The following is a 26122-nucleotide window of genomic DNA, read 5'->3' on the forward strand; positions in this document are numbered from 1 at the left end:
CGACGGTGGCAGGAACAAGGACCTCGACAATCCTCATTCTTGCTGGTCAGAGGCACTTTCTGCGTTTCTGATCAACCACTGGACAGGCCACCTCGTGAAAGCACGAGGCTAAAAGCCGTGGAGCCGACCGCCCCAGCCGCGACGTGTCCTGACCCCATGCCGCCGGCCAACCCTCACCAGGGCGCGCGTCGGCGCAGCACGGGCGGAGCGGGCCGAAGGCAGGAGCGGCGCCCGGAGCGGAGCCGGGAAGCGCGCCCGGCGGAGCGGAGCGCAGCCGGGGCTTGAACCCGTAAAGAAGGTTGTAACTCAGTCGACGGACGAGATGCGCCACAAGGGAGCTGCGTACTGCTCCGGACGGCTGCTGATGAGCAGTTGGCGCAGGGCGTCCCTGTGAGAGCCGCTGAGGTTCAGGGCCTCGGTGAGGTGGCGGAACGTCGTGTGAGTGATTCCGCGGGTTCGGGCTTCGCCCTGGAACTGGTCGAGCCGAGACAGGGTGTCGTCCGGGTCCAGCTTCGTCTGTGGCCGCTCAGTGAGCCATGCTGCCTTGTTGCGTTCGTAGTCGATCTCCGAGAAGCCGCAGATCTCGCGGCTGTGTGACTCGGCCTCGTCCAGGGTGGCGGTCGTCATGATGGCGCGGGCCAGGCTGTTGCGGCTGACCGCGTCGTCCAGGTCGACTTCGTGGACCGTGGGTCCTTCGTCGGTGAGGGGGACGGGAAGGCCGGCATCGCGCACCTCGCAGATGCCGCGGGTCCCTCGGGCTGTTGCGGCGAGCATGGCGGTGGCCTCTGAGGGGTGCCATTCCAGGATGCTGCCGATCGTCTCCACGTCCTCGGCCGTGAAGGTGTGGACAAGAGTGCCGAATAGAGGGCGCAGGTCGTCGGGGGAGATCTCGCCGTCCAGCCCGGGGCCTGCGACCAGGAGCCGGATCGGGGCGTTGACCTGGCAGCAGGCGGCGAGCGTGAGGGCGTCGGCGAGTGGGCTCTTGAGGGTGGGTTCGTCGCCCTGGGCGAGGATGTCGCCGCCGACGTCGAGCAGATCGATCGATGCTGGCGCCAGATGGGACACCAGCTCTTCGAGTTGGCGGGTGATGCCCTCGGCGCCGTGGTGCGGGTCGAGCAGAGCCAGGGTGTGCGGGAGCTCTGCCGCGAGTCGGGGGAGTGTGGAGCCCGCCGGGGCGATCGGCTGAGCCTCGGCCGGCACCGACCGGACGGACTGAGTGACGGGTTCGAGTCCCGTGAAGCTGTCGGCTCCCCGTGGTCCCGGGAGCGGGTCGATCAGGAGGCGGTCCCACGCGTACGTGAGGATCACCGCCCGGTCCTCGTCGCCGTAGAGGGCGGCGTGAAGCATGGCGGCGGCGACTGCGTCGCCCCCTCCTCCTGCTGCGACGATCAACCGCGTCATGCGCTCAGAGTACGGGTTCACGGGTTGGCCACTCACCCTATAGTGGCCAAAGGCCATAGCCACTTGGACGAGGAAGGGAGGGGAGATGCCGCAGATCGAAGAGGCCCAGCCGAAGTATCTCCAGATCGCCCACTACATCCGTGACCAGATCCTTCGGGGTGACCTGCGGCCGGGGGACGAGGTTCCCTCGGAACGGCAGCTCGCCGCGGACTGGAAGGTGTCCCGGCCCACGGCCGCGCGGTCGTTGGAGGCGCTGAGTCATCAGGGCCTGGTCGAGAAGCGTCAGGGCTCGGGGACGTACGTGCGCAGCCTCGAAGTGAACCGGCGTGCACGGGAGTTGTACGGGCGCGCCCGGCAGACCGGGAAGATCTACACGCCCGGAGAGTACGCGGTGATCACCTCGACCGGGTGGCTGGAGGCTCCGGACTACGTCGTCGAGGCGCTGGGGCTGGTGAAGGATCGCCGAGCCGTGCACCGCCGGCGGGTGACGAACAACCAGGACGGCCCGATCAACCTGTCCACTTCGTGGTTCGCTGCGGATGTCGGTCGGCGGGCACCCAAGCTCCTGGACCCCGAGCGGATCCAGGAAGGCACGCTCATGTACGTCGAGCGGATGACGGGGCGTCAAGGCAGTTACGCGGAAGACCGGATGTGCGCTCGTGCTGCCACGGATGAGGAGGCGGACGACCTGCGGTTGGAGCCGGGGTCCGCGGTCCTCATCGTCCATCACGTCGTCTTTGACCTCCAGGACCGTCCCCTGGAGTTCGCCGAAGCCACCTACCCGCCGCACCGCTGGGCGTTCGAGCAGGGCTACCCGCTCACCTGACGACGACTCGCCAGTTCCGGCGAACCGCTTGCACCTCCCAAGTGGCCAATGCCACTATCCAGAAAGTGGCCAAGGCCACTTGAGGAGAAGGGGGCACGACGTGACGAGTCGGCGGCCGGTACAGGGCGCGCGGTTAGCTTGCCGGGGGTGTCGGGGGCGTGGATGGAAGCGTGTCGGCTCCCGAACGGCGCTGGCGCTCTCCACGGCCAACGACCGTGACCGTGCCACGTCGAAGCGGCGCTGCCTCGACTGCGACGGCAGCGGCAAGGAGTGAGCACGCCATGGCCTACACGATCGACCGCCACCCCTGTGAGGACTCGCCGCGGCTCGGAGCGATGACCTTGCATCCGGAGCCTGAGTCCGTGTCTCGTGCGCGGCGCTGGTTCCGGAAGTTCATCGCCCCGTACAGCCCGGCCTGCTCGATCGACGACTGCACGCTGATGATCTCGGAGCTGGTGACCAACGCCATCTGCTACGGGAAGTCGGATGACCCGTGGTTGGTGCGGGTCGAGTGGTACCGCGAGGGAACCTCGCTCCGCGTCGACGTGCACAACCCGGGCTTCCCGGCGAACGTGCGGCTGCGGCACCCGGAGGCGAACGACGCCCACGGGCGCGGGCTGCTCCTGGTCGACTCCATCGCGGATTCCTGGCGCTCCGGGCCCAGCTACTTCGGCGGAACGGTCGTCTCCTTCGTGGTCGCTGATGCCTGGCCGGCGTGACGGGATAGCTCACCTCTCCTATGCCACTGTGAAAGTGGTCGGGGACTGCTGCACGGATGAGTGACACCTGACCTGGCTTGCTGAGAGGCGGCCTGGAAGGATGTTGCAGTGCCCAAGCCGTATCCGAAGGAGTTCCGCGAGGACGTCGTGCGGGTCGCGCGCAACCGTGAGCCCGGCGTCACGCTGGAACAGATCGCCGCCGACTTCGGCGTCCACCCGATCACGTTGTCGAAGTGGCTGCGCCGCGCCGACACCGACGAGGGCCCCAGGCCCGCAGCGGCGTCGGGTGAGTCGGCCGAGCTGCGCGAGGCCCGCAAACGCATCCGGCTGCTGGAGCAGGAGAACGAGGTTCTGCGGAGGGCTGCGGCGTATCTGTCGCAGGCGAACCTGCCGTCAAAATGATGTACCCGCTCGTCCGCGAGCTGGCTGCCGCCGCTGCCCCTCACCGGGTGCCGGTGGCGGTGACGTGCCGGGTGCTCGGGCTGGCCCGCCAGCCCTACTACCGGTGGCTGGCCTCACCGGTCACCGATTCCGAGCTCGCCGAGGCATACCGGGCCCATGCCCTGTTCGACGCGCATCGCGACGATCCCGAGTTCGGTCACCGCTTCCTTCTCGACGAGGCCCGGGCCGCCGGTGAGTCGATGGCCGAGCGGACCGCCTGGCGGATCTGCCGGGACAACGGCTGGTGGAGCGCGTTCGGCAAGCGCAGGGGCCGTGGGAAGAACGCCAAGGCCGGGCCGCCTGTCCATGATGATCTGGTGCGGCGGGACTTCACCGCAGCCGGGCCGAACCGGTTGTGGCTGACGGACATCACCGAGCACACAACCAGCGAGGGCAAGCTGTACCTGTGCGCGGTCAAGGACGTGTACTCCGGCCGCATCGTGGGCTATTCCATCGACGCCCGGATGAAGTCCAGCCTCGCGGTGAGAGCTCTTGAATCCGCGGTGGCCCGTCGCGGCCAGGTCGCCGGATGCACTGTTCATTCCGATCGCGGGTCGCAGTTCCGCTCACGGAAGTTCGTGTCCGTTCTCGCACGTCACAACATGGTCGGCTCCATGGGCCGGGTCGGTGCGGCCGGCGACAACGCGGCCATGGAGAGCTTCTTCGCGCTGCTGCAGAAGAACGTCCTCGACCGCCGCACCTGGGCCACCCGCCAGGAGCTGCGGATTGCCATCGTCACCTGGATCGAGCGCACCTACCACCGACGCCGGCGTCAGAGACGCCTGGCCCGATTGACCCCCGTCGAGTACGAGACCATCATGACCCCAGCCGCAGCCCTGGCTGCATAAACCCCGCTGTCACCCAACCCTGCAGCAGTCCCTCGCTAGGCTGGTTGACCAGTTGACTTGGCCAAGCTGCGGCTGGCTCCGGGGCAGGAGCCGGCGGACGTGGCGGCCTCCGCCGAACGCCTCCGGCACGCCTGGGGCGTCCACGCCGTCCACGTGCGGGACGTCAAGCCGGGCGTTGTCGAACTACGGCTTGTCGGCTTCGACGTGCTGCGGAAGGTGCGGATGCCCCGTCGGCCCGCTTCGGATCCCGGTGGCGTTACGAGAGGACGCGACCGCGTTCGTACGGGACTATCAGGCCGTGCCGCATGAACTGGTGCTCGGCGCAACGCTCTCGGGCAAGTCCACGTACTTGCGGAACCTGCTGACCGGGCTCGCTGCTCAGCCGGTGGCCCTGGTCGGCATCGACTGCAAGCGCGGGGTCGAGCTGGCGCCTTTCGCGCCCCGGCTCACCGCCCTGGCGACCGACCCGGACCAGGCGGCCGAGCTGCTTCCCGCGCTCGTGAAGGTAATGGAGGACCGATACGACCTGATCAAGGCCCGGCAGGGCATCGCGCTCGGCACTCCGGAAGAACTGATCACCTCGGACGTCTTGGGGGACTGCCGAAGGACGAACGCCCGGCCCCGATCGTGCTGTTCATCGACGAGGTGGCCGAACTCTTCCTCGTCGCCACGCGGAAGGAGAAGGAGCGGCGGGACGAGATGGTCACCCAGCTCATCCGGCTCGCCCAACTCGGCCGGCCGCTGGCATCTACCTCGAAGTTTGCGGACAGCGCTCCGCTCCGAACTGGGCAAGGGCGCGACCATGCTCCGCGCTCAGCTCACCGGCCGCGTCTGCCACCGTGTGAACGATGAAGCCTCGGCCAGGATGGCGCTCGGCGACACCGCCCCTGAGGCCGTCTTCGCGGCCTGCGCCATCGCCGCCGAGCTGCCCGGCCTGGCCGTCGTCGGCGACACCTCCGGCGGCTGGTCCCGCATCCGCACCCCCTACCTCTGCCTCGCCGACGCTGCGGCCACCTGCCGCGCGACGGCGGACCTCGCCCCCGACGTACCGGCGCTCCACCCCTTCCGGCCGTACGTTCCGCCGGTGCCGGTGGAGGCGTCCGGGCCCGTGGCCACGGCTCGCCCGGTCACTGAATAAGCGCACCCCGCCCACGGCCGGAACGGCCGTCCCGTGCCACGTCCCTACCCCCTCCATGCCTGGAACCGGAAGGAGCTGGGCCGTGCGTGCCCTGCCCGTCCGCATCGACGCCGTACTCGTCCAAGCGCTGATCGCCGCCGCGCTGTCCTTCGCCCACCTGCATGATCTGGCGCTGGCCGCCGGGCAGGGCGGCTGGAAGGCGTGGGCCTATCCGGTCTCCGTCGACCTGCTGTTGGTCGCGGCCTGGCGGCGGCTGCGCTCCGGTGAGGCGAAAGCGGCCGGGTGGTGCTGGTTCCTCGTCGCCCTGACCGCCTCGCTCGGCGCCAACGTCGCCACGGCCGGCCTGCTCGACCTGAACGACGTGCCGGACTGGCTGCGCATCCTCGTCGCCGGATGGCCTGCGGTCGCTTTCCTGGGCGGGACGCTGCTCGCCCACGGAGCAACCGCGGACGCCTCGACGAGGAAGTGCGAGTCAACCCCGAAACCTATGGCGTCCGAAGCGCCTGCCTCTGCAACCGAGTTGCCTGCTGCGGTGCCGGAATTGGCTCCGCCCTCCACGCCCCCGGTTCCGCCGGCGCTCGTCACGCTCGCGCGCAAGGTCGCCGACGAACACCGCCCCCGGACCGGAACGCCCATCGACACCTCGACCCTTCGCGCCCGGCTCGGCGTCCCGCTGCCGCTGGCCGAAGCCCTCTCCACCCAACTCACCTGACCCGGAGGACTCTCCCCCGTGCAACCGTCCACGCTCCGCGCGCTGAAGCGCGCCGCCGAGCTGACCCGACAATCGAGGACCTATTGCGCGAGTACGAGTGAGGCGTCCTGGCCTAACACTGAGGCCCCAGACTCATCGTCTGGGGCCTTGTTCGCCCTCCGCCCTACCTGTGCTGCTGCTTCCTCACTTGTTCGGGCAGTTGCGCTTGTCGTGCCCGTGGTAGTTGCACACGCTGCACTTCCCAGCGTTGTGAGAGACATCGCACGTCCGCTTGTCGTGCCCTGCCTCGCCGCACCAAGAACAAGTGCGGGTCCCGCTCGCGCTCATTTCCCCTCCGCATGGTCCGTGGCTCGTCGCCAACGCACGGAGTGTAACGCCGCAAACCAGCTAGATCGGCGTTTTGTCAGACTGCTGGTGCTCCCGGCTTTCTCCCTTGAGTTGGTTGCTGCGGGTGCACTTATCATTGCCCGTCGACGGCATGCGGTCCCTTTGGCACCCGCCGGGCAGAGGCCCGCATTCGCCTGCGAGTGCTCGCAGTCTCCAGGGCTCACCTGCGGCGATGCTTCAAGATCCCGTCCACGCCTCGTCCACAGACTTCGACATACGGCCGCTTCGAGCAGCGCACGGCTGCACATACGCGAAGACCCCGCTCTCAGTGTTTCCGCTGGTGACGGGGTCTTTGGGCACCTCATGCAGGGTGCCCCCGGCAGGATTCGAACCTGCGCACACGGCTCCGGAGGCCGTTGCTCTATCCCCTGAGCTACGGGGGCGTGTCGGGCGCGGTGATCGCGGCGACGGGTAGAACACTACCAGTTCCGGAGGGGTGGTCATGAACCCCTTTTCGTGAGTCGGCCGGGGTCGGGGGCGGGGTCCGGGTCAGCCTGGTGGGCCGGGTTCGCTCGTGCGGGGTGGAAGTGGGGAAAAGCCGGACGCGGTGGTCGGTGCGGACCTACTCTCGAGTTGTGCCAGGGGCTTCTGGCCGGGTTCTTGTTGTGGACGACAACAAGGTCATCCGGCAGCTGATCAGGGTCAATCTCGAGCTGGAGGGCATCGAGGTCGTGACCGCGGCCGATGGTGCCGAGTGTCTCGAAGTCGTCCATCAGGTGCGGCCCGACGCGGTCACCCTTGATGTGGTCATGCCGCGGTTGGACGGCATACGGACCGCGGCGCGGCTGCGGTCGGATCCGCGTACCCGGGATCTTCCGCTCGCCATCGTCAGTGCCTGCAGTCCCCATGAGGTGGAGAGCGGGCTCGACGTCGGCGTGGACGCCTTCCTCGCCAAGCCCTTCGAGCCGTCCGAGCTCGTGCGCGTCGTGCGGCGGTTGGTCGAGTCGGGCCGGCGTGACGGGGGGCGTCCCGGCGAACGGCCCGGGGTGGACCGGCTCGGGCGGGTTCCCGACGGGGCCGACGGGTCGCAACGCGCTGCCGGGCACGCCTGAAAACCTGGCACCGTGCACCCTGCATCCTCTGATCTGCATGCTTCACGCTCCCGGCTTCCTGAGACTGCTGGCTCCTCGCGGCGCCTGACGCTCCCGGTGCGCCCGGAGGGCCGGGGACAGAGGGCGTGGGTACGCGGGACATAGGCAGAGGGCAAGGGGTGGGGAGCGTGTGCCCCGGCCATCGGCCGCCTGCCGTCGGCCGCCTGCTGTCGGTCGTCGGCCGTCGGCCGTCAGTCGACGACCGGGGCGGTGGGCCGTCCGCCGGCGGCTGATCCAGTCGGCCGCCTGTCGTGCGCGGGTCCGGCAGGTGGGCCCGCAGGGGCGCCTCTGTCCACATGACGGGATCACCGCAAACCGGTTCGCCTACCCACCCCCCTCCTCGCCTACGCTGGTCCCGTGACCCCCGTCGAGCTCTCCCGCACCGTGCTGCGCGCGGTGCGTCGTGCTGTCGAGGAGGGGGAGCTGGAGGTGGCCGTGCCCGAGCGGGTGGTGGTCGCGCCGCCGGGGGGCGGGGGGTGCGGGGACTACGCCACCGGTGTCGCCCTGCAGCTCGCCCGGCCCGCCGGACAGACTCCACAGCGCGTCGCGGGCATCCTGCGGGCGCAGCTGCTCCGGCAGAGCGGGATCCGTGAGGTCGCCGTCACCGGGCCGGGGTTCCTCAACATCAGCCTGGGCGGCTCGGCCGCCGTCGCCCTCGTCGCCGAGATCCTGGCGGTCGGGGCGCGGTACGGGGAGGGCGACGCCCTCCGCGGGCAGGTCGTGCGGCTGGGTGTGCCGTCGGAGGTGCGTGCCGTCGTCCAGGGCGAGGTGCTCGTCCGCCTCCTCCGCTCGCAGGGCGCCGACGCCCGCCTCGTTCACCCCACCCACATCGCTCACTCCACCGACCTCGCCCCCAGGGCGCAGGTCTCCCGCCCTTCCGGTTCCTCCGGCCGTGACGCCGAGGGCGAAGGCGTCCGCCTGCCCCAGGAGTGGAGCGCCGTTCTCGGGGTGCCCGATGTGCTTCCCGCCCCCGACGGTGACGTGTCTGCGCTCGCCCCCGTCCCCGTGCCCGCCCCCACCCCCGCTGACGTCCTCGCCCTCGGCCGGGACGCCGCCCGCTGGGCGTTGCTGTGGCCCGCGGCGCACGACCGGCCCGACGTGCCCGGTGTGCATCTTCTGCAGCGGGAGAGCAACCCCCTGTTCCGCGTCCGGTACGCCCACGCCCGGGTCCGCTCCCTGCTGCGCAACGCGGCCGATCTGGGGTACGCGTCCGAGCCCGGGGAGGCGGCCGGGCAGGCGGGCGCCGAGCGAGCCCTTCTCGCGCTCCTCGGCGACCACCCCCGTGTCCTCGCCGCCGCTGCCGCGCAGCGGGCGCCCGACCGGGTGGCCCGGCAGCTCGTCGCCGTGGCCGATGCCGTGATGCCGCTGTTGCCGGCCGTGCTGCCGCTTGGGGAGGAGAAACCCTCGGCCGCCCACCGTGCCCGGCTCGCGCTCGCCGAAGCCGCCGGGGCGGTGCTGGCCGGCGGCCTGGACCTGCTCGGCATCGACGCACCCGACCACCTCTGAAAGAGCACGCGAAGAATGAGCCGCTCCGCACACCCCGCCGGGCCCCGCTACGCCGATGTCCTCCCCGAGGGGCACTACTCCGCGCCGCCCGCCGACCTCAACGCCCTCGACCCCAAGGTGTGGGCCGAGACCGTCACCCGGAACGAGGACGGGGTCCTCACCGTCGGCGGAATTCCCGCGACGCGGCTGGCCGAGGAGTTCGGCACGCCCGCCTACATCCTCGACGAGACGGACTTCCGGGCCCGGGCACGGGCCTGGCGCACGGCCTTCGGGGACGACGCCGACGTCTTCTACGCGGGCAAGGCGTTCCTGTCGCGTGCCGTGGTGCGGTGGCTGCACGAGGAGGGACTGAACCTCGACGTCTGCTCCGGCGGGGAACTGGCGACCGCGCTGTCCGCCGGGATGCCCGCCGAGCGGATCGCCTTCCACGGCAACAACAAGTCGCCGGAGGAGATCCGCCGTGCCGTGGAGGCCGGGGTGGGGCGGATCGTGCTCGACTCCTTCCAGGAGATCGTGCGGGTGGCGCACATCGCGCAGTCGCTGGGCAGGCGGCAGCGGGTGCAGATCCGGATCACGGTCGGCGTCGAGGCGCACACCCACGAGTTCATCGCCACCGCGCACGAGGACCAGAAGTTCGGCATCCCGCTCGCGGGCGGGCAGGCCGCCGAGGCGGTGCGGCGGGCGTTGCAGCTCGACGGGCTGGAGCTGATCGGGATCCACTCGCACATCGGGTCGCAGATCTTCGACATGTCGGGGTTCGAGGTCGCCGCGCACCGTGTCGTCGGGCTGCTCAAGGACATCCGCGACGAGCACGGGGTCGAGCTGCCCGAGATCGACCTCGGCGGCGGGCTCGGCATCGCGTACACGAGCGACGACGACCCGCGGGAGCCGCACGAGATCGCGAAGGCGCTGACCGAGATCGTCACCCGGGAGTGCGAATCGGCGCGGCTGGCCACGCCGCGGATCTCGGTGGAGCCGGGGCGGGCCGTCGTCGGGCCGACCGCGTTCACGCTGTACGAGGTCGGCACCCTCAAGCCGCTGGACGGGCTGCGGACCTACGTGTCCGTCGACGGCGGGATGTCGGACAACATCCGCACCGCGCTCTACGACGCCGAGTACAGCGTCGCCCTGGTCTCCCGCACCTCCGACGCCGAGCCGATGCTCTGCCGGGTCGTCGGCAAGCACTGCGAGAGCGGTGACATCGTGGTGAAGGACGCATTCCTGCCGGCCGACCTGGCCCCGGGGGACCTGATCGCCGTGCCGGCGACGGGCGCCTACTGCCGGTCGATGGCCAGCAACTACAACCACGTGCCGCGCCCGCCGGTCGTCGCCGTGAAGGACGGCGGCGCCCGGGTGATCGTGCGCCGTGAGACGGAGGAGGACCTGCTCCGGCTGGACGTCGGATAGCCGACGGAGCCGACGGAGCCGACGTGGCGGACGGGGCGGCGCGGCGGAAGATCTCCGGTTTCCCGGGCCGCCACAATGAAATAGATGTCTCACGATCCGGACATAGGGCGGAAACGTCCGTCCGGTGAGTGAGACTGGTGCAACCGAGACGGTAATCAGGAAACGAGGTCGGATGATGCGTACGCGTCCGCTGAAGGTGGCGCTGCTGGGCTGTGGAGTGGTCGGCTCAGAGGTGGCGCGCATCATGACGACGCACGCCGACGACCTCGCCGCCCGTATCGGCGCCCCGGTGGAACTGGCCGGGGTCGCCGTGCGCCGCCCGGACCGGGTCCGCGAGGGCATCGCGCCCGAGCTGATCACCACCGACGCCACGGCTCTGGTCAAACGCGGTGACCTCGACGTGGTCGTCGAGGTCATCGGCGGGATCGAGCCGGCCCGCTCCCTGATCAGCACCGCCTTCGCGCATGGCGCGTCCGTCGTCTCCGCGAACAAGGCGCTGCTCGCCCAGGACGGCGCCGCGCTGCACGCCGCGGCCGAGGAGCACGGCAAGGACCTCTACTACGAGGCCGCCGTCGCCGGTGCCATCCCGCTGATCCGCCCGCTGCGCGAGTCGCTTGCCGGGGACAAGGTCAACCGGGTGCTCGGCATCGTCAACGGCACCACCAACTTCATCCTCGACAAGATGGACACCACCGGCGCCGGCTACCAGGAGGCCCTCGACGAGGCCACCGCGCTCGGCTACGCCGAGGCCGACCCGACCGCCGACGTGGAGGGCTTCGACGCCGCCGCCAAGGCCGCCATCCTGGCCGGGATCGCCTTCCACACCCGCGTGCGCCTGGACGACGTGTACCGCGAGGGCATGACCGAGGTGACCGCCGCGGACTTCGCCTCCGCCAAGGAGATGGGCTGCACCATCAAGCTGCTCGCGATCTGCGAGCGGGCGGCGGACGGGAACTCGGTCACCGCCCGCGTGCATCCGGCCATGATCCCGCTGACGCATCCGCTGGCCTCGGTGCGCGGCGCGTACAACGCGGTCTTCGTGGAGTCGGACGCCGCCGGGCAGTTGATGTTCTACGGCCCCGGCGCGGGGGGCGCGCCGACCGCGTCCGCCGTGCTCGGCGACCTGGTCGCGGTGTGCCGCAACCGGCTCAACGGCGCCACCGGACCGGGCGAGTCCGCGTACGCCGCGCTGCCCGTCTCGCCGATGGGCGAGGTCGTCACGCGGTACCACATCAGCCTGGACGTGGCGGACAAACCGGGTGTGCTCGCCCAGGTCGCCACCGTGTTCGCGGAGCACGGTGTCTCGATCGACACGGTCCGCCAGCAGGGCAAGGACGGAGAGGCCTCCCTCGTCGTCGTCACCCACCGTGCGTCCGACGCGGCCCTCGTCGGGACGGTCGAGGCGCTCCGCAATCTCGACACCGTGCGCGGTGTCGCCAGCATCATGCGGGTTGAAGGAGAGTAGGCAGCAATGACCCACCAGTGGCGCGGAATCATCGAGGAGTACCGGGACCGGCTGCCGGTATCGGACACCACGCCGGTCGTGACGCTCCGCGAGGGCGGTACGCCGCTCGTGCCCGCGCAGGTGCTCTCCGAGCGCACCGGCTGCGAGGTCCACCTCAAGGTCGAGGGCGCCAACCCCACCGGGTCCTTCAAGGACCGCGGCATGACCATGGCCATCTCCAAGGCCAAGGAGGAGGGCGCCAAGGCCGTCATCTGCGCCTCCACCGGCAACACCTCCGCCTCGGCCGCCGCCTACGGGGTGCGCGCCGGCATGGTGTCGGCGGTGCTCGTGCCGCAGGGCAAGATCGCGCTCGGCAAGATGGGCCAGGCGCTGGTGCACGGCGCCAAGATCCTCCAGGTCGACGGCAACTTCGACGACTGCCTCACGCTCGCCCGCGGACTCAGCGACAACTACCCCGTGGCGCTGGTCAATTCGGTCAACCCGGTCCGCATCGAGGGCCAGAAGACCGCCGCGTTCGAGATCGTCGACATGCTCGGCGACGCCCCCGACATCCACGTCCTGCCGGTGGGCAACGCGGGCAACATCACCGCCTACTGGAAGGGGTACCGCGAGTACGCCGCCGACGGCGTCTCGACCCGCACCCCCCGCATGTGGGGCTTCCAGGCATCCGGCAGCGCCCCGATCGTGCGCGGCGAGGTCGTCAAGGACCCCTCGACCATCGCCACCGCCATCCGCATCGGCAACCCGGCCTCGTGGCAGTACGCGCTCGACGCGCGCGACGAGTCCGGCGGCCTGATCGACGAGGTGACGGACCGTGAGATCCTGCGCGCCTACCGGCTGTTGGCCTCGCAGGAGGGCGTCTTCGTCGAGCCCGCTTCCGCCGCGTCGGTGGCCGGTCTGCTGAAGGCCGCCGAGCACGGGAAGGTCGACCCGGGGCAGCGCATCGTGTGCACCGTCACCGGCAACGGCCTGAAGGACCCGGACTGGGCCGTCGCGGGCGCCCCGCAGCCGGTCACCGTCCCGGTCGACGCCGCCACGGCGGCGGAACGGCTGGGCCTGGTCTGAGGCGCGTGCGGCCTTCGGAGGCGCACCGGGTTCGAGAGCGGCCCGGGCCTCCGGGGCCGGGCCGCCCCCCGGCCGGCGGGTGCCCCCGGCAGGCGGCTTTCGGGAGCGGCCTCCGGGATGTGCGACTTCCGGGACGTGCGACTTCTGGGGCGTGCGGCTTCCGGGTGAGCGTCCGGCGGAGGCGCGGGGCCGGTGGATCTCTCGCGCTCGTCGGACGCCCGTCGCGCACCCTCGGGAGTGCGGCGCGTAGGGCATGCGCGGGCGCTCCGGGCGGTGTTGGCGCGTTCGGGCCGGACCGCCGCCTCGCGCTCGCCCCTTCGGCCCCTTTCGGCCGCGATCGGCCCCGATCGGCCACGGACGGCGTCCACTCGCGCCGGAGACCCGGAGCGCATGTCGGAAGCGCAGGCCCGGACCGGGCGGCCCGGAGCCCACGCCCCACCCGAGACCGCTCCACGGGCCCCCCACACGAGCTCCGGCAGCCCTCCCGCCCTCGCACCCCTTGCAGCCTTCACACCGCGCCGTGCCGCCCTCCGCCCCGGCCCCACAGGGCGCCGCCGAACAGTCCCGCACGCCCCACGCGCCCCGATCCGTCACGGGTACCGGCCCCCGGACTGCCGTCCCCGCACAGGAGTAAATCGGCGTCCACCTGGGAAAGTTCCGGGCAGGGGGCACAGGGGGCTTTCGACACGCATCGTGCGCCTCCCGTGCGCCCTATGTCGACACAGAACCTTCCTTCGATAGGCTGTACAGAACCCGCCCGCCGCATATGCCGCGGTACAGCGTCGTCCCCGTGGTCCGGCCCGTGGCCCGGGACGGCAGGCAAAGCGGCCGGCCAGCCCGGTCGGCGGCGTCCCCCCATCGGTTTCCGTACGTCATCGAATGTCATTCGACAGACACGCAGCTCAAGGAGAGTCATCGAGCGATGGCCGGTCCCGCCTTCCGCGCTGCCGCCGTCCGGGTGCGCGTTCCCGCCACCAGCGCCAATCTCGGCCCGGGCTTCGACGCCTTCGGCCTGGCGCTGGGCCTGTACGACGACGTGGTCGTCCGCGTGGCCGACTCGGGACTGCACATCGACATCGCCGGTGAGGGCAGCGAAACCCTCCCGCGCGACGAGAGGCACCTGCTCGTCCGCTCCCTGCGCACCGCCTTCGACGTGCTCGGCGGGCAGCCCCGCGGCCTGGAGATCGTCTGCGCCAACCGCATCCCGCACGGCCGCGGTCTCGGCTCCTCCTCGGCCGCCATCTGCGCCGGAATCGTCGCCGCCCGCGCCGTGACCATAGGCGCCGACGCCAAACTGGACGACACCGCGCTGCTCGAACTCGCCACCGAGATGGAGGGCCACCCCGACAACGTCGCGGCCTGCCTGCTCGGCGGCTTCACCCTGTCCTGGATGGACGCCGGCGCCGCCCGCGCGATCAGGATGGACCCGGCCGATTCCGTCGTTCCGGTGGTTTTCGTCCCCGGGAAGCCGGTCCTCACCGAAACCGCGCGCGGCCTGCTCCCGCGCACCGTCCCGCACGTCGACGCCGCCGCCAACGCGGGCCGTGCCGCCCTGCTCGTCGAGGCCCTCACCAGGCGCCCCGAGCTGCTGCTGCCCGCCACCGAGGACCGCCTGCACCAGGAGTACCGCGCCCCGGCCATGCCGGACAGTGCCGCACTGGTGGAGCGGCTCCGGACGGACGGAGTACCGGCCGTCATCTCGGGCGCCGGTCCCACCGTCATGGCACTGGCCGACGCGGAGACCGCCGACAAGGTCGAGGCCCTGGCCGGACCCGACTGGGCCGCCAACCGGCTCGACCTGGACCAGCACGGAGCGAGCGTGCTGCCGCTCGCCACCTGACACGGTTGCCGGACAAAGAGAGGGGGAATGTTTGTTGGATCCGGTAGTGTTAACCTCAAGTCTGCACCCGACCCCACCATGGCGAGGTGCCTCGTGTCCCCGTTCGGGACAGACATTCTTCCGGGAGCTCCCCAAGCCACACTGTGTTCTCTGCTACGTACGCGAGTAGTACGTCGTACGCGGACATCGAGGGCCCACCGGGCTCGCTCCGGAACCGGTGCAACCACGCCACGTGTCACCAGGTGCCACGGCTCGAGGTAGCGCCATCACCAGAAATTTCTTCCGCCGCTGAGGCGGACCACCGCCCCGGCACGGTTCTCGGAAGAAGAACCGAAGCCGGACAGCACAACCGGTCGCCGAGCCAGACAGGCCGACGTCCGCTCCAGGGAAGGACCCTTCGTGAGCGACACCACCGATCTGATGGGCGCACGTGTCGAGGAGACCGCTGCCGCGCCCGCCACGGACGCTTCCGCGCCTGCCACCGGTGCCGGCTCCCGGCGGCGCCGCGGTACCGGCCTCGAGGGCATGGTGCTGGCCGAGCTGCAGCAGGTCGCGTCCGGCCTCGGTATCAGGGGCACCGCGCGCATGCGCAAGAGCCAGCTGATCGAGGTCATCAAGGAGGCGCAGGCCGCCGGAGGCAGCGCCCCGGCCAAGGCCGACGCGCCCGCCGAGAGCGAGGCCAAGCCCAAGCGTCGTGCCACTTCCCGTGCCCGTACGGACGAAGCCGCCGCCGAGAAGAGCGCGGCCGCTCCCGCCGAGGCCCCCGCCGAGCAGGCCGCCACCGCCGGCCAGCAGCAGATCGACATCCCGGGCCAGCCCTCCCCGAAGGCCGACGCCCCCGCCGAGCAGGCCGCCGCCGAGGCGCCCGCCGAGCGGCGCCGTCGCCGCGCCACCGCCGAGGCGGGCGCCCCCGCCGCGACCGGCACGGTCGCCGCGGACGCGAAGACGGACACCCGTTCCGAGCCCAAGGCCGAGCCGCAGAGCGAGCCGAAGGGCGACGCCCCGGCGCAGCAGCAGGGCCAGCAGACGCAGCAGCAGAACCAGCAGCAGGGCCAGCAGTCGCAGGGCGACGCCAAGTCGGACGCCGACGGCGGCGAGGCCCGCCGCCGTGACCGCCGGGACCGCGGGCGCGACCGCGGGGACCGTGGCGCGGAGCGCGGCAACGACCGGGGCAACGACCGCGGCAGCGACCGTGGGGACCGCCGCGGCAAGGGCGACGACCAGCAGCAGAACCAGGGCGGCCAGGGCGGCCGTCAGAACCAGAACCAGCAGGGCGGCGGCGGTCGGCAGGACCGTCAGCACGACGACGACGACTTCGAGGGCGGCCGGCGTGGCCGTCGCGGCCGCTACCGCGACCGCCGTGGCCGCCGTGGCCGCGACGACGTGCAGGAGCCGCAGATCAACGAGGACGACGTCCTGATCCCGGTCGCGGGCATCCTGGACATCCTCGACAACTACGCCTTCATCCGCACCTCCGGCTACCTGCCCGGCCCGAACGACGTGTACGTCTCCCTCGCCCAGGTCCGCAAGAACGGCCTGCGCAAGGGCGACCACATCACCGGTGCGGTCCGCCAGCCCAAGGAAGGCGAGCGGCGCGAGAAGTTCAACGCGCTGGTCCGCCTCGACTCCGTCAACGGCATGGCGCCCGAACACGGCCGCGGCCGACCGGAGTTCAACAAGCTCACCCCGCTGTACCCGCAGGACCGGCTCCGCCTGGAGACCGACCCGGGCGTGCTGACCACGCGGATCATCGACCTCGTGTCGCCGATCGGCAAGGGCCAGCGCGGACTGATCGTGGCCCCGCCGAAGACCGGCAAGACCATGATCATGCAGGCGATCGCCAACGCGATCACCCACAACAACCCCGAGTGCCACCTGATGGTCGTCCTCGTCGACGAGCGTCCGGAAGAGGTCACCGACATGCAGCGGTCGGTCAAGGGGGAGGTCATCTCCTCGACCTTCGACCGCCCGGCCGAGGACCACACCACGGTCGCCGAGCTCGCCATCGAGCGCGCCAAGCGTCTGGTGGAGCTGGGTCACGACGTCGTCGTGCTGCTCGACTCGATCACCCGCCTGGGCCGTGCGTACAACCTCGCCGCCCCGGCCTCCGGCCGCATCCTGTCCGGTGGTGTCGACTCGACCGCCCTGTACCCGCCGAAGCGGTTCTTCGGTGCGGCCCGCAACATCGAGGACGGCGGCTCGCTGACCATCCTCGCCACCGCCCTGGTGGACACCGGGTCCCGCATGGACGAGGTCATCTTCGAGGAGTTCAAGGGCACCGGCAACGCCGAGCTCAAGCTGGACCGCAAGCTCGCCGACAAGCGCATCTTCCCCGCGGTGGACGTCGACGCGTCCGGTACCCGTAAGGAAGAGATCCTGCTGGCGCCGGACGAACTGGCCATCGTCTGGAAGCTGCGCCGGGTGCTGCACGCCCTGGACCAGCAGCAGGCGGTCGAGCTGCTGCTCGACAAGATGAAGCAGACCAAGTCGAACGCCGAGTTCCTCATGCAGATCCAGAAGACGACGCCGACCCCCGGCAACGGGGACTGACGTCCGACGGGAGCCCGTCCCCATGGGGGAACGGGCTGCCCGCCGTAACGCACCGAAGTGGCCGTCCTGCTCGCAGGACGGCCACTTCGCGTGTGAGGGGGTGGAAGTGCGATCACGCTTTCCGGTCCGTTGACCATCCGCCGACCCGGACCTCCGGCCCCGACAGGCACTCGCGGGGGCTACCGACGTGGGCTACCGATGTCCGGATCCGGCCGTCACGGACGCCGTGCCCGGAGACCCGGGCCCCGGAAAGGCCGCCGGCCGAGACCTTCGCCACACGCCCGTCCGTCGGCACCGACGTCCAGCGGGACCGCATCCTCGGCCGACACCGCAGGTGAGAGCCGGACCCCCCGTTCCCGGCGGAACCCGGAGGCGCCCGGACGTGCCCGGCCGGCCACCGGACGGGCACAGGGCCCCGTGCAACCCTGTGCCCGGTTTCCCCGTCTTGTGCGGCGAGCGACGATAGGTGTCGTAAGGGTCTTCACCGGCCATGTCCGACACCGAGCGCAGGGGGTACCCGACCGGACACGAGCTGAGGAGCGCATGACGGCCGAGAGCACACCGGGATCCGGTGCGACCGGACCCGGCACACCGGGGGAGCCCGCCGCGGAGGGGCCGCGACGACGGGCCGGAGGCAAGCGGCGCGGGCCGCGCGGGAAGCGGTCCGGCGTCAGGATCGCCGCGTGGACCGCCGCGGGCGTCGTCGCGCTGGGCGGCACGGGCCTCGGCTACGTCTACGTCACGCTCAACGGCAACATCAGCAGCGTCGACATCGACCAGGTCCTCGGCACCGACCGGCCCGACAAGGCGGACGACGGTTCCGAGAACATCCTGGTCCTCGGCTCGGACACCCGCGCGGGCGGCAACAAGGACCTCGGCGGTGGTGCCGACGACGGCAGCGCCCGCTCGGACACCGCGATGATCGTGCACGTCCACGAGGGCCGCGAGAAGGCCAGCGTGGTCTCCCTGCCGCGGGACACCCTCATCGACCGGCCGGAGTGCACCGACGCCGACGGCGGCACCCACCCCGCCGCCCGCGACGTGATGTTCAACTCCGCGTACTCCACCGGCGGCGCCCCCTGCGCGGTGAAGACCGTCGAGGAGATCACCGACCTGCGCATGGACCACTACCTGGAGGTCGACTTCTCCGGGTTCCAGGAGCTGATCGACGAACTCGGCGGCGTCGAGATCACCACCAGCAGGGCCATCGACGACCCCGACAGCCACCTGGAGCTGGAGGCCGGGACCCACCGGCTCGACGGTGAACAGGCCCTCGGCCTGGTCCGCACCCGGCACGGCGTCGGCGACGGCTCCGACCTCGGCCGCATCCAGCTCCAGCAGGCCTTCGTCAAGGCCCTGGTCAAGCAGGTCAAGGAGGTCGGCATCCTCACCAACCCCAAGAAGCTCTACGACCTCGCCGACACCGCCACCCGGGCCGTCACCACCGACTCGGGCCTGGGCTCGGTCAACTCCCTGATCTCCTTCGCCAACGGCCTGAAGGGGATCGGCCCCGACGACCTGCACATGGTGACCATGCCGGTGCGGTACGACCCCGCCGACCCCAACCGCGTGCTCGTCCAGGAGGACAAGGCACGCCTCGTGTGGAACGCGCTCAAGGAGGACCGGCCGATCCCCGAGGCGGCGACCGAGGACTCGGCGACCGGCGAGGCCGCGGACGTCGTCAGCGCACCGTAGGGCGGGCACGGCGGCCACCCCGGCCGCCCCACCCCGGACACCCCGCCCGTGCCTCGCACCCCGCGCCCCGCCCTCGCCCGCCCCCCGCCCGGGGTCGGTCACCGCCCACCGCCCACCGGCCGGCGACCGCCCACCGGCCGGCGACCGCCCACCGGCCGGCGACCGCCCACCGGCCGGCGACCGCCCACCGGCCGGCGACCGCCCACCGGCCGGGGAACGCCCGCCCCCGGGGAACAAAAAACGGCCACCCCCGGTTTTGGGTGAAGGCCCCAGTCCTGGCAGACTGGTCCGTCGGCTCCGGTTCACGCTCCCGCATCCCGTGGTGGCGACCCGGCGCCCTCCCGGAACCTAGGAGACACCTTGAAGCGCGACATCCACCCCGAGTACGTCGAGACCCAGGTCAGCTGCACCTGCGGTGCGTCGTTCACGACCCGCAGCACGATCGGGTCCGGCACCATCCGGGCCGAGGTCTGCTCCGAGTGCCACCCGTTCTACACGGGCAAGCAGAAGATCCTCGACACCGGTGGCCGTGTGGCCCGCTTCGAGGCCCGCTTCGGCAAGGCTTCCGGCTCCAAGAAGTAGCGAGCCGCCCATCGCCGGTCCACGGCGGCGTCCCCGGCCGGGGACGCTCCGGGACCGGCGTTTTTGGTCGCCCCGCCCCTTCACCCCCGCAGACCGCAGGAGCCCAAGATGTTCGAGGCCGTCGAGGAACTCGTCGCCGAGCACGCCGACCTGGAGAAGAAGCTCGCCGACCCGTCGGTCCACGCCGACCAGGCCAACGCGCGCAAGCTGAACAAGCGCTACGCCGAACTCACCCCGATCGTCGCCACGTACCGCTCCTGGAAGCAGACCGGCGACGACATCGGGACCGCGCGCGAACTGGCCGCCGACGACCCCGACTTCGCCGCCGAGGTCAAGGACCTGGAACAGCAGCGCGAGGAACTCACCGAGAAGCTCCGCCTGCTCCTCGTCCCGCGCGACCCCAGCGACGACAAGGACGTCATCCTGGAGATCAAGGCGGGCGCCGGCGGCGACGAGTCCGCCCTGTTCGCCGGCGATCTGCTGCGCATGTACCTGCGCTACGCCGAGCGCGTGGGGTGGAAGACCGAGATCATCGACGCCACCGAGTCCGAGCTGGGCGGCTACAAGGACGTCCAGGTCGCCGTGAAGGCCCGCGGCCAGGTCGAGCCCGGCCAGGGCGTGTGGGCCCGGCTGAAGTACGAGGGCGGGGTGCACCGCGTGCAGCGGGTGCCCGCCACCGAGTCGCAGGGCCGCATCCACACCTCCGCGGCGGGCGTCCTGGTGACGCCCGAGGCGGAGGAGGTCGACGTGGAGATCAACCCCAACGACCTGCGCATCGACGTCTACCGCTCCTCCGGGCCCGGCGGGCAGTCCGTCAACACCACCGACTCCGCCGTGCGGATCACGCACGTCCCGACCGGCGTCGTCGCCTCCTGCCAGAACGAGAAGAGCCAGCTCCAGAACAAGGAGCAGGCGCTGCGCATCCTGCGCTCCCGGCTGCTCGCCATGGCCCAGGAGGAGGCGGAGCGGGAGGCCGCCGACGCCCGGCGCAGCCAGGTCCGCACCGTCGACCGCTCCGAGAAGATCCGCACCTACAACTTCCCGGAGAACCGCATCTCCGACCACCGGGTCGGCTTCAAGGCGTACAACCTGGACCAGGTGCTGGACGGCGACCTCGCCGCGGTCATCCAGGCCTGCGTCGACGCGGACTCGGCCGCCAAGCTGGCCGCAGCGTAAGCCCCGTACACCGTCCGGAGGACCCGTGAACCTGCTGCTCGCCGAGGTGGCCCAGGCCACCCAGCGGCTCGCCGACGCCGGCGTGCCCTCGCCGCGTACCGACGCGGAGGAGCTCGCCGCGTTCGTGCACGGCGTCAAGCGCGGCGAGCTGCACCACGTGCCCGACTCCGACTTCGACGCCCGGTACTGGGAGGTCATCGCCCGCCGCGAGGCGCGCGAACCGCTCCAGCACATCACCGGCCACGCCTACTTCCGCTACCTGGAACTCCAGGTCGGCCCCGGGGTGTTCGTGCCGCGCCCGGAGACCGAGTCGGTCGTCGGCTGGGCCATAGACGCGGTCCGCGCGATGGACGTCGTCGAGCCGTGCATCGTCGACCTGTGCACCGGCTCGGGCGCCATCGCGCTCGCCCTCGCCCAGGAGGTGCCGCGCTCGCGCGTGCACGCCGTGGAACTCTCCGAGGACGCGCTGCGCTGGACCCGCCGCAACATGGAGGGCTCCAGGGTCGACCTGCGCCAGGGCGACGCCCTGACCGCCTTCCCCGACCTCGACGGCCAGGTCGACCTGGTCATCTCCAACCCGCCGTACATCCCGCTCACCGAGTGGGAGTACGTCGCCCCCGAGGCCCGGGACTACGACCCCGGGCTGGCCCTCTTCTCCGGCGAGGACGGCCTGGACCTGATCCGCGGCCTGGAACGCACCGCCCACCGGCTGCTGCGCCCCGGCGGCGTGGTCGTCGTCGAGCACGCGGACACCCAGGGCGGCCAGGTGCCCTGGATCTTCGCCGAGGACCGCGGCTGGACCGACGCCGCGGACCACCCCGACCTGAACAACCGCCCCCGGTTCGCCACCGCGCGCAAGGCACTGCCGTGAGCGGCCCGCAGACTCCCTTTCCCAGCAGCACGTGTACGAGGAGGCCCGCCTCATGGCCCGGCGATACGACACCAACGACGTGACCGACCGCGCGACCGGTCTGCGGGAGGCCGCAGCGGCGGTCCGTCGTGGCGAACTCGTGGTGCTGCCCACGGACACCGTCTACGGCATCGGCGCGGACGCCTTCACCCCCGAGGCGGTCGGCGACCTGCTGGAGGCCAAGGGGCGCGGCCGGAACATGCCCACCCCCGTCCTCATCGGCTCCCCGAACACGCTGCACGGGCTCGTCACGGACTTCTCCGAGCAGGCGTGGGAACTCGTCGACGCCTTCTGGCCGGGCGCCCTGACGCTGGTCGCCCGCCACCAGCCGTCCCTCCAGTGGGACCTCGGCGACACCCGCGGCACGGTCGCCGTGCGCATGCCGCTGCACCCCGTCGCCATCGAACTGCTCACCGAGGTCGGCCCCATGGCCGTGTCGTCGGCCAACCTGACCGGTCACCCGGCCCCCGAGAACTGCGACGCCGCCCAGGAGATGCTCGGCGACTCCGTCTCCGTCTACCTCGACGGCGGCCCCACCCCCGGCATCGTCCCGTCCTCGATCGTCGACGTCACCCGCCCCGTGCCCGTGCTGCTGCGCGAGGGCGCCCTCTCGCCCGACGAGCTGCGCAAGGTCGTACCAGACCTCGAGGTGGCGAATTGACAGCCCCTGAGGCGGGGCGTGGCATAGGCAACGAGGAACACGGCGCGGAGATCACGTCGACCTTCGGCTTCCCGCGCGACACCTTCCGCATCCTCCACGTCAGCACCGGCAACGTCTGCCGCTCACCCATCACCGAGCGGCTGACCCGGCATTTCGTCAGCCAGCGGCTGGGCATCCTGGGCGGCGGGCTGATCGTGGAGAGCGCCGGCACCTGGGGCCACGAGGGCGCGCCCATGGAGACCCACGCGGAGACCGTGCTGGGGGAGTACGGCGCGGACGCCTCCGGCTTCGTCGGCCGCGAACTGCTGGACGAGCACGTCATCCGGGCCGACCTGGTCCTCACCGCGACCCGCGACCACCGCGCCCAGGTCATCTCCATGGGCCACTCGGCGGGCCTGCGCACCTTCACGCTGAAGGAGTTCACCCGCCTGGTGAACGCCATCGACCCCGCGACCCTCCCCCCGCTCGACGACGGCCTGGTCATGCGCGCCCGCGCCCTGGTCCGCGCCGCCGCCGCCCTGCGCGGCTGGCTCCTGGCCCCCACCGCCGAGGCGGACGAGGTCCACGACCCCTATGGGGCGCCCCTGACGTTCTTCCGCTCCATCGGCGACGAGATACACCAGGCCCTGGACCCGGTGGTGACGGCGCTGACGGGGGTTCCGGCGCGGGCCTGACCGCCCCGCCGGCCGACCGCCCCCGCCGCCGCGCACACCCGGGCGGGCGGCCGTCCTGGTCCCCGTTCGCCCCCGAGGACGCCGCAGCCGCGCGGTGGTGCGGGGCCCGGCCTACATTGGTGCTACGTCAGCGTCGACGTCCGGGAGCCCCACCATGACGGTCAGCCCTGCCCTCGAAGCCGATGTCCTGCGCCGGCAGGACCCCGAACTCGCCGACATCCTGCGCGGTGAGCGCGAGCGGCAGCGGACCACGCTCCAGCTGAGCGCCGCCGAGAACTTCACGTCCCCGGCCGTGCTGGCCGCGCTCGGCTCCGCCCTGGCCAACAAGTACGCCGAGGGCTACCCGGGCGCCCGGCACCACGGCGGCTGCGCCTACGCGGACGCCGCCGAGCGGCTCGCCGTCGACCGGGCCAAGGCGCTGTTCGGCGCCGAGCACGCCAACGTCCAGGTCCACTCCGGCTCCTCCGCCGTCCTCGCCGCCTACGCCGCCCTGCTGCGCCCCGGCGACACCGTCCTCGCCCTCGGGCTGCCCCACGGCGGTCACCTCACCCACGGGGCGCCGGGCAACTTCTCCGGCCGCTGGTTCCGGTTCGTCGGCTACGGGGTGGACGCCGAGAGCGGCCTCGTCGACCACGACCAGGTGCGCTCCCTGGCGCTCACCCACCGGCCCAAGGCGATCGTGTGCGGCTCCATCGCCTACCCCCGCCACCTCGACCACGGCTTCTTCCGGGAGGTCGCCGACGAGGTCGGCGCCCACCTCATCGCCGACGCCGCCCACCCCATCGGCCTGGTCGCCGGGGGAGCGGCGCCGAACCCCGTGCCGTACGCGGACATCGTCTGCGCCACCACCCACAAGGTGCTGCGCGGCCCGCGCGGCGGGATGCTGCTGTGCCGGGCCGAGCTGGCCGAGCGCGTGGACCGGGCCGTCTTCCCCTTCACCCAGGGCGGCGCCCAGATGCACACCGTCGCCGCGAAGGCCGTCGCGTTCGGCGAGGCGGCCACCCCCGCCTACACGGTGTACGCCCACCGGACCGTCGCCAACGCCCGGGCCCTCGCCGCCGCCCTGGCCGCCGAGGGCCTCGTCGTCACCACCGGCGGCACGGACACCCACCTGATCACGGTCGACCCGTCCCCCCTCGGCGTCGACGGCCGCACGGCCCGCGGCCGGCTGGAGGCGGCCGGGCTGGTGCTGGAGTGCTGCGCGCTGCCGCACGCCGACGCCCGCGGGCTGCGCCTGGGCACGGCCGCGGTCACCACCCAGGGCATGGGGACGCGGGAGATGACGTTCGTCGCCGGGCTGCTGGCGAGCGTGCTGCGCGGCGGTACGGAGCCGGCGCGGGCCCGGGAGGACGTACGGGAGCTGGCCGCCGCGTTCCCGCCGTACCCGCACTGAGCGGCGGGCCGCCGGGTAGGCGCACGGGATGCACAGCCGTACGTGCAACCATCGTCGCTACCCGGAAGTCCCCACCCATATGCGTGCCTCGCTAGGGTGTGGGGCTGTGACGGCCAGCGAGACCTGTGGGGAAGCCCGTGCGTGAATACCTGCTGACGCTCTGCATCACGGCCGCGGTGACGTACCTGCTGACCGGTCCGGTCCGCAAGTTCGCCATCGTGGCCGGTGCGATGCCGGAGATCAGGGCGCGGGACGTGCACCGGGAGCCGACGCCCCGGCTCGGGGGCATCGCGATGTTCCTCGGGCTGTGCGCGGGCCTGCTGGTCGCCGCCCATCTGACCAACCTGAACGAGGTCTTCGAGAAGTCCAACGAACCGCGTGCCCTGCTCTCGGGTGCCGCCCTCATCTGGCTGCTCGGGGTGCTCGACGACAAGTTCGAGATCGACGCCCTGCTGAAGCTGGGCGCCCAGATGATCGCCGCGGGCGTCATGATCCTCCAAGGGCTGACGATCCTGTGGCTGCCGATCCCGGGCATCGGCACGGTGGCCGTCACGCCGTGGCAGGGGAACCTGATCACCGTGGCCCTGGTCGTCATCACCATCAACGCGGTCAACTTCGTCGACGGACTCGACGGACTCGCGGCCGGCATGGTGTGCATCGCGGCCACGGCGTTCTTCCTCTACAGCTACCGGCTCTGGTACGGCTACGGCGCCGAGGCGGCCGCGCCGGCCACGCTGTTCTCGGCCGTGCTCATCGGGATGTGCCTGGGCTTCCTGCCGCACAACATGCATCCCGCCCGGATCTTTATGGGCGACTCCGGTTCGATGCTCATCGGGCTGGTGCTCGCGGCGAGCGCGGTGTCGGTCACGGGGCAGCTGGACGTCGAGGCGCTCAACGTCAACCTGGGCGGCGACCGGGAGACGACCCACGCGATGCTCCCCGTCTTCATCCCGCTGCTGATGCCGCTGACGATCATCGCCGTGCCCATGGCCGACCTGATCCTGGCGATCGTGCGGCGGACCTGGCGCGGCCAGTCGCCGTTCGCGGCGGACCGGGGGCACCTGCACCACCGGCTGCTGGAGATCGGCCACTCGCACAGCCGGGCCGTGCTGATCATGTACTTCTGGTCGGCGCTGATCGCCTTCGGAGCGCTCGCCTACTCGGTCAACTCGGCGTCCATGTGGATCGTCCTGGGCGTGGTGCTGCTCAGCGCCATCGGGCTCGTCCTGCTCCTGCTGCCGCGCTTCAGGCCGCGCACCCCGCGCTGGATGGAGGCCTTCGTCCCGCCGCGCTACCGGCGGCGGCGCGGGGCCGGCGGCGCCGTGGCGAGTGGGGCGGGGCCCGAGGTGGCCGGCGACGCGTCCACAGCGGCAGCGGCCGCGGAGGACGTGCGGGAGCGTACGCCCGTCGCGGCCGGTGTCGCGGGGGCCAACGGGGCGACCGCCGTCGGCCACCGCGCCCGCCTGGGCGGCGACCGCCGGGCTCCGGCGGACGCGGACGCCCGGTAGGGCGCCCGTACACGCGAAGCGGGCGGGCCAGGGCGTCCAGAGGGCGTACAGGGCCGGCTGACGGGTGGAGGGGAGACCCGCCCCGGGCCCTGAGCCCAGGTGCAGGGGCGAGGGTCGTCACACGCAG

At 71.7% G+C, this 26122-nt stretch carries 20 protein-coding genes, 1 tRNA gene and 1 pseudogene; 20 read left to right on the top strand and 2 right to left on the bottom strand.

The genetic code is table 11. The features are described 5' to 3' along the window. Positions 1 to 306: 306 nt before the first annotated feature. Positions 307 to 1401 (bottom strand): DUF1152 domain-containing protein, encoded by a 1095-nt coding sequence (locus AC02VZ_RS21475; RefSeq protein WP_476476152.1) that lies wholly within the window; start codon positions 1399 to 1401, stop codon positions 307 to 309. Positions 1402 to 1486: 85 nt separating this feature from the next. Here AC02VZ_RS21475 and AC02VZ_RS21480 point away from each other — a divergent pair, with 85 nt between their 5' ends. The 5 genes and pseudogenes from AC02VZ_RS21480 to AC02VZ_RS21500 all read left to right on the top strand — a co-directional run bounded on the left by AC02VZ_RS21480 (position 1487) and on the right by AC02VZ_RS21500 (position 6085). Next, positions 1487 to 2227, top strand: coding sequence for a GntR family transcriptional regulator (locus tag AC02VZ_RS21480; RefSeq protein ID WP_242591644.1), 741 nt, complete (start codon positions 1487 to 1489; stop codon positions 2225 to 2227). Positions 2228 to 2508: 281 nt separating this feature from the next. Then, complete coding sequence (locus tag AC02VZ_RS21485; protein ID WP_476476153.1) at positions 2509 to 2946, top strand: ATP-binding protein; 438 nt, start codon at positions 2509 to 2511, stop codon at positions 2944 to 2946. A 108-nt stretch (positions 2947 to 3054) separates the two neighbouring features. Next, a protein-coding gene (locus AC02VZ_RS21490; RefSeq protein WP_476476154.1) for an IS3 family transposase occupies positions 3055 to 4235 on the top strand; the annotation gives its coding sequence in 2 pieces (ribosomal slippage) (positions 3055 to 3339 and positions 3342 to 4235; 1179 coding nt in all). A gap of 63 nt (positions 4236 to 4298) precedes the next feature. After that, positions 4299 to 5373: pseudogene (locus tag AC02VZ_RS21495) on the top strand (FtsK/SpoIIIE domain-containing protein); the annotation flags it as partial. 82 nt (positions 5374 to 5455) lie between these two features. After that, complete coding sequence (locus AC02VZ_RS21500) at positions 5456 to 6085, top strand: DUF2637 domain-containing protein (protein ID WP_476476155.1); 630 nt, start codon at positions 5456 to 5458, stop codon at positions 6083 to 6085. A gap of 698 nt (positions 6086 to 6783) precedes the next feature. Here AC02VZ_RS21500 and AC02VZ_RS21505 read toward each other — a convergent pair. Beyond that, positions 6784 to 6855, bottom strand: a tRNA-Arg gene (locus tag AC02VZ_RS21505). A gap of 144 nt (positions 6856 to 6999) precedes the next feature. Between AC02VZ_RS21505 and AC02VZ_RS21510 the strand changes: the two genes are divergently transcribed. The 15 genes from AC02VZ_RS21510 (at position 7000) to AC02VZ_RS21580 (ending at position 25995) form a co-directional block, all read left to right on the top strand. Then, the gene (locus AC02VZ_RS21510) at positions 7000 to 7524 is read left to right on the top strand and encodes a response regulator (RefSeq protein ID WP_432054280.1); all 525 of its coding nucleotides are present in this window, start codon (positions 7000 to 7002) and stop codon (positions 7522 to 7524) included. 396 nt (positions 7525 to 7920) lie between these two features. Then, positions 7921 to 9069: an ArgS-related anticodon-binding protein NrtL gene (gene nrtL, locus AC02VZ_RS21515; protein WP_476476156.1), complete on the top strand. Its 1149-nt coding sequence runs from the start codon at positions 7921 to 7923 to the stop codon at positions 9067 to 9069. A gap of 15 nt (positions 9070 to 9084) precedes the next feature. Next, positions 9085 to 10476, top strand: coding sequence for a diaminopimelate decarboxylase (lysA, locus tag AC02VZ_RS21520; protein ID WP_432054235.1), 1392 nt, complete (start codon positions 9085 to 9087; stop codon positions 10474 to 10476). 172 nt (positions 10477 to 10648) lie between these two features. Further along, entirely contained in the window at positions 10649 to 11941 is a 1293-nt protein-coding gene (locus AC02VZ_RS21525) for a homoserine dehydrogenase (protein ID WP_432054236.1), read from the top strand. A gap of 6 nt (positions 11942 to 11947) precedes the next feature. Next, positions 11948 to 13006, top strand: a complete 1059-nt coding sequence (gene thrC, locus AC02VZ_RS21530; RefSeq protein WP_476476157.1) for a threonine synthase — start codon at positions 11948 to 11950, stop codon at positions 13004 to 13006. Between the two features lie 922 nt (positions 13007 to 13928). Next, positions 13929 to 14846 carry a homoserine kinase gene (thrB, locus tag AC02VZ_RS21535; RefSeq protein WP_432054238.1) on the top strand — a complete coding sequence of 306 codons (918 nt, stop codon included), beginning with the start codon at positions 13929 to 13931 and terminating at the stop codon, positions 14844 to 14846. A gap of 399 nt (positions 14847 to 15245) precedes the next feature. Further along, entirely contained in the window at positions 15246 to 17396 is a 2151-nt protein-coding gene (gene rho / locus AC02VZ_RS21540; RefSeq protein WP_476476158.1) for a transcription termination factor Rho, read from the top strand. Between the two features lie 543 nt (positions 17397 to 17939). After that, complete coding sequence (locus tag AC02VZ_RS21545) at positions 17940 to 19091, top strand: LCP family protein (RefSeq protein ID WP_476476159.1); 1152 nt, start codon at positions 17940 to 17942, stop codon at positions 19089 to 19091. A gap of 360 nt (positions 19092 to 19451) precedes the next feature. Further along, a complete protein-coding gene (rpmE, locus tag AC02VZ_RS21550; RefSeq protein WP_432054241.1) occupies positions 19452 to 19673 on the top strand; it encodes a 50S ribosomal protein L31 in 222 nt (73 codons plus the stop codon). Positions 19674 to 19781: 108 nt separating this feature from the next. Then, complete coding sequence (gene prfA, locus AC02VZ_RS21555; protein WP_432054242.1) at positions 19782 to 20849, top strand: peptide chain release factor 1; 1068 nt, start codon at positions 19782 to 19784, stop codon at positions 20847 to 20849. 25 nt (positions 20850 to 20874) lie between these two features. After that, the gene (prmC, locus tag AC02VZ_RS21560; protein WP_362091788.1) at positions 20875 to 21720 is read left to right on the top strand and encodes a peptide chain release factor N(5)-glutamine methyltransferase; all 846 of its coding nucleotides are present in this window, start codon (positions 20875 to 20877) and stop codon (positions 21718 to 21720) included. A 52-nt stretch (positions 21721 to 21772) separates the two neighbouring features. Next, entirely contained in the window at positions 21773 to 22420 is a 648-nt protein-coding gene (locus AC02VZ_RS21565) for an L-threonylcarbamoyladenylate synthase (RefSeq protein WP_476476160.1), read from the top strand. Further along, positions 22417 to 23094: an arsenate reductase/protein-tyrosine-phosphatase family protein gene (locus AC02VZ_RS21570; RefSeq protein ID WP_362091794.1), complete on the top strand. Its 678-nt coding sequence runs from the start codon at positions 22417 to 22419 to the stop codon at positions 23092 to 23094. The genes AC02VZ_RS21565 and AC02VZ_RS21570 overlap by 4 nt, the downstream gene beginning before the upstream one ends. Before the next feature lie 154 nt (positions 23095 to 23248). Further along, on the top strand, positions 23249 to 24487 hold the full coding sequence (locus tag AC02VZ_RS21575) for a serine hydroxymethyltransferase (protein WP_476476161.1): 1239 nt from the start codon (positions 23249 to 23251) through the stop codon (positions 24485 to 24487). Positions 24488 to 24624: 137 nt separating this feature from the next. Beyond that, entirely contained in the window at positions 24625 to 25995 is a 1371-nt protein-coding gene (locus tag AC02VZ_RS21580) for an MraY family glycosyltransferase (RefSeq protein WP_432054245.1), read from the top strand. Positions 25996 to 26122: the final 127 nt, after the last annotated feature.

It is taken from the genome of Streptomyces sp. 3-6 (assembly GCF_056323165.1).

What these genes read in the sequence shown, in the direction of transcription:
- thrC (WP_476476157.1), top strand. Translation starts at nt 11,948, where the DNA reads ATGACCCACCAGTGGCGCGGAATCATCGAGGAGTACCGGGACCGGCTG.
- AC02VZ_RS21485 (WP_476476153.1), top strand. Translation starts at nt 2,509, where the DNA reads ATGGCCTACACGATCGACCGCCACCCCTGTGAGGACTCGCCGCGGCTC.
- AC02VZ_RS21575 (WP_476476161.1), top strand. Translation starts at nt 23,249, where the DNA reads ATGACGGTCAGCCCTGCCCTCGAAGCCGATGTCCTGCGCCGGCAGGAC.
- thrB (WP_432054238.1), top strand. Translation starts at nt 13,929, where the DNA reads ATGGCCGGTCCCGCCTTCCGCGCTGCCGCCGTCCGGGTGCGCGTTCCC.
- AC02VZ_RS21480 (WP_242591644.1), top strand. Translation starts at nt 1,487, where the DNA reads ATGCCGCAGATCGAAGAGGCCCAGCCGAAGTATCTCCAGATCGCCCAC.
- AC02VZ_RS21525 (WP_432054236.1), top strand. Translation starts at nt 10,649, where the DNA reads ATGATGCGTACGCGTCCGCTGAAGGTGGCGCTGCTGGGCTGTGGAGTG.
- AC02VZ_RS21475 (WP_476476152.1), bottom strand. Translation starts at nt 1,401, where the DNA reads ATGACGCGGTTGATCGTCGCAGCAGGAGGAGGGGGCGACGCAGTCGCC.
- AC02VZ_RS21565 (WP_476476160.1), top strand. Translation starts at nt 21,773, where the DNA reads ATGGCCCGGCGATACGACACCAACGACGTGACCGACCGCGCGACCGGT.
- AC02VZ_RS21545 (WP_476476159.1), top strand. Translation starts at nt 17,940, where the DNA reads ATGACGGCCGAGAGCACACCGGGATCCGGTGCGACCGGACCCGGCACA.
- prfA (WP_432054242.1), top strand. Translation starts at nt 19,782, where the DNA reads ATGTTCGAGGCCGTCGAGGAACTCGTCGCCGAGCACGCCGACCTGGAG.
- lysA (WP_432054235.1), top strand. Translation starts at nt 9,085, where the DNA reads ATGAGCCGCTCCGCACACCCCGCCGGGCCCCGCTACGCCGATGTCCTC.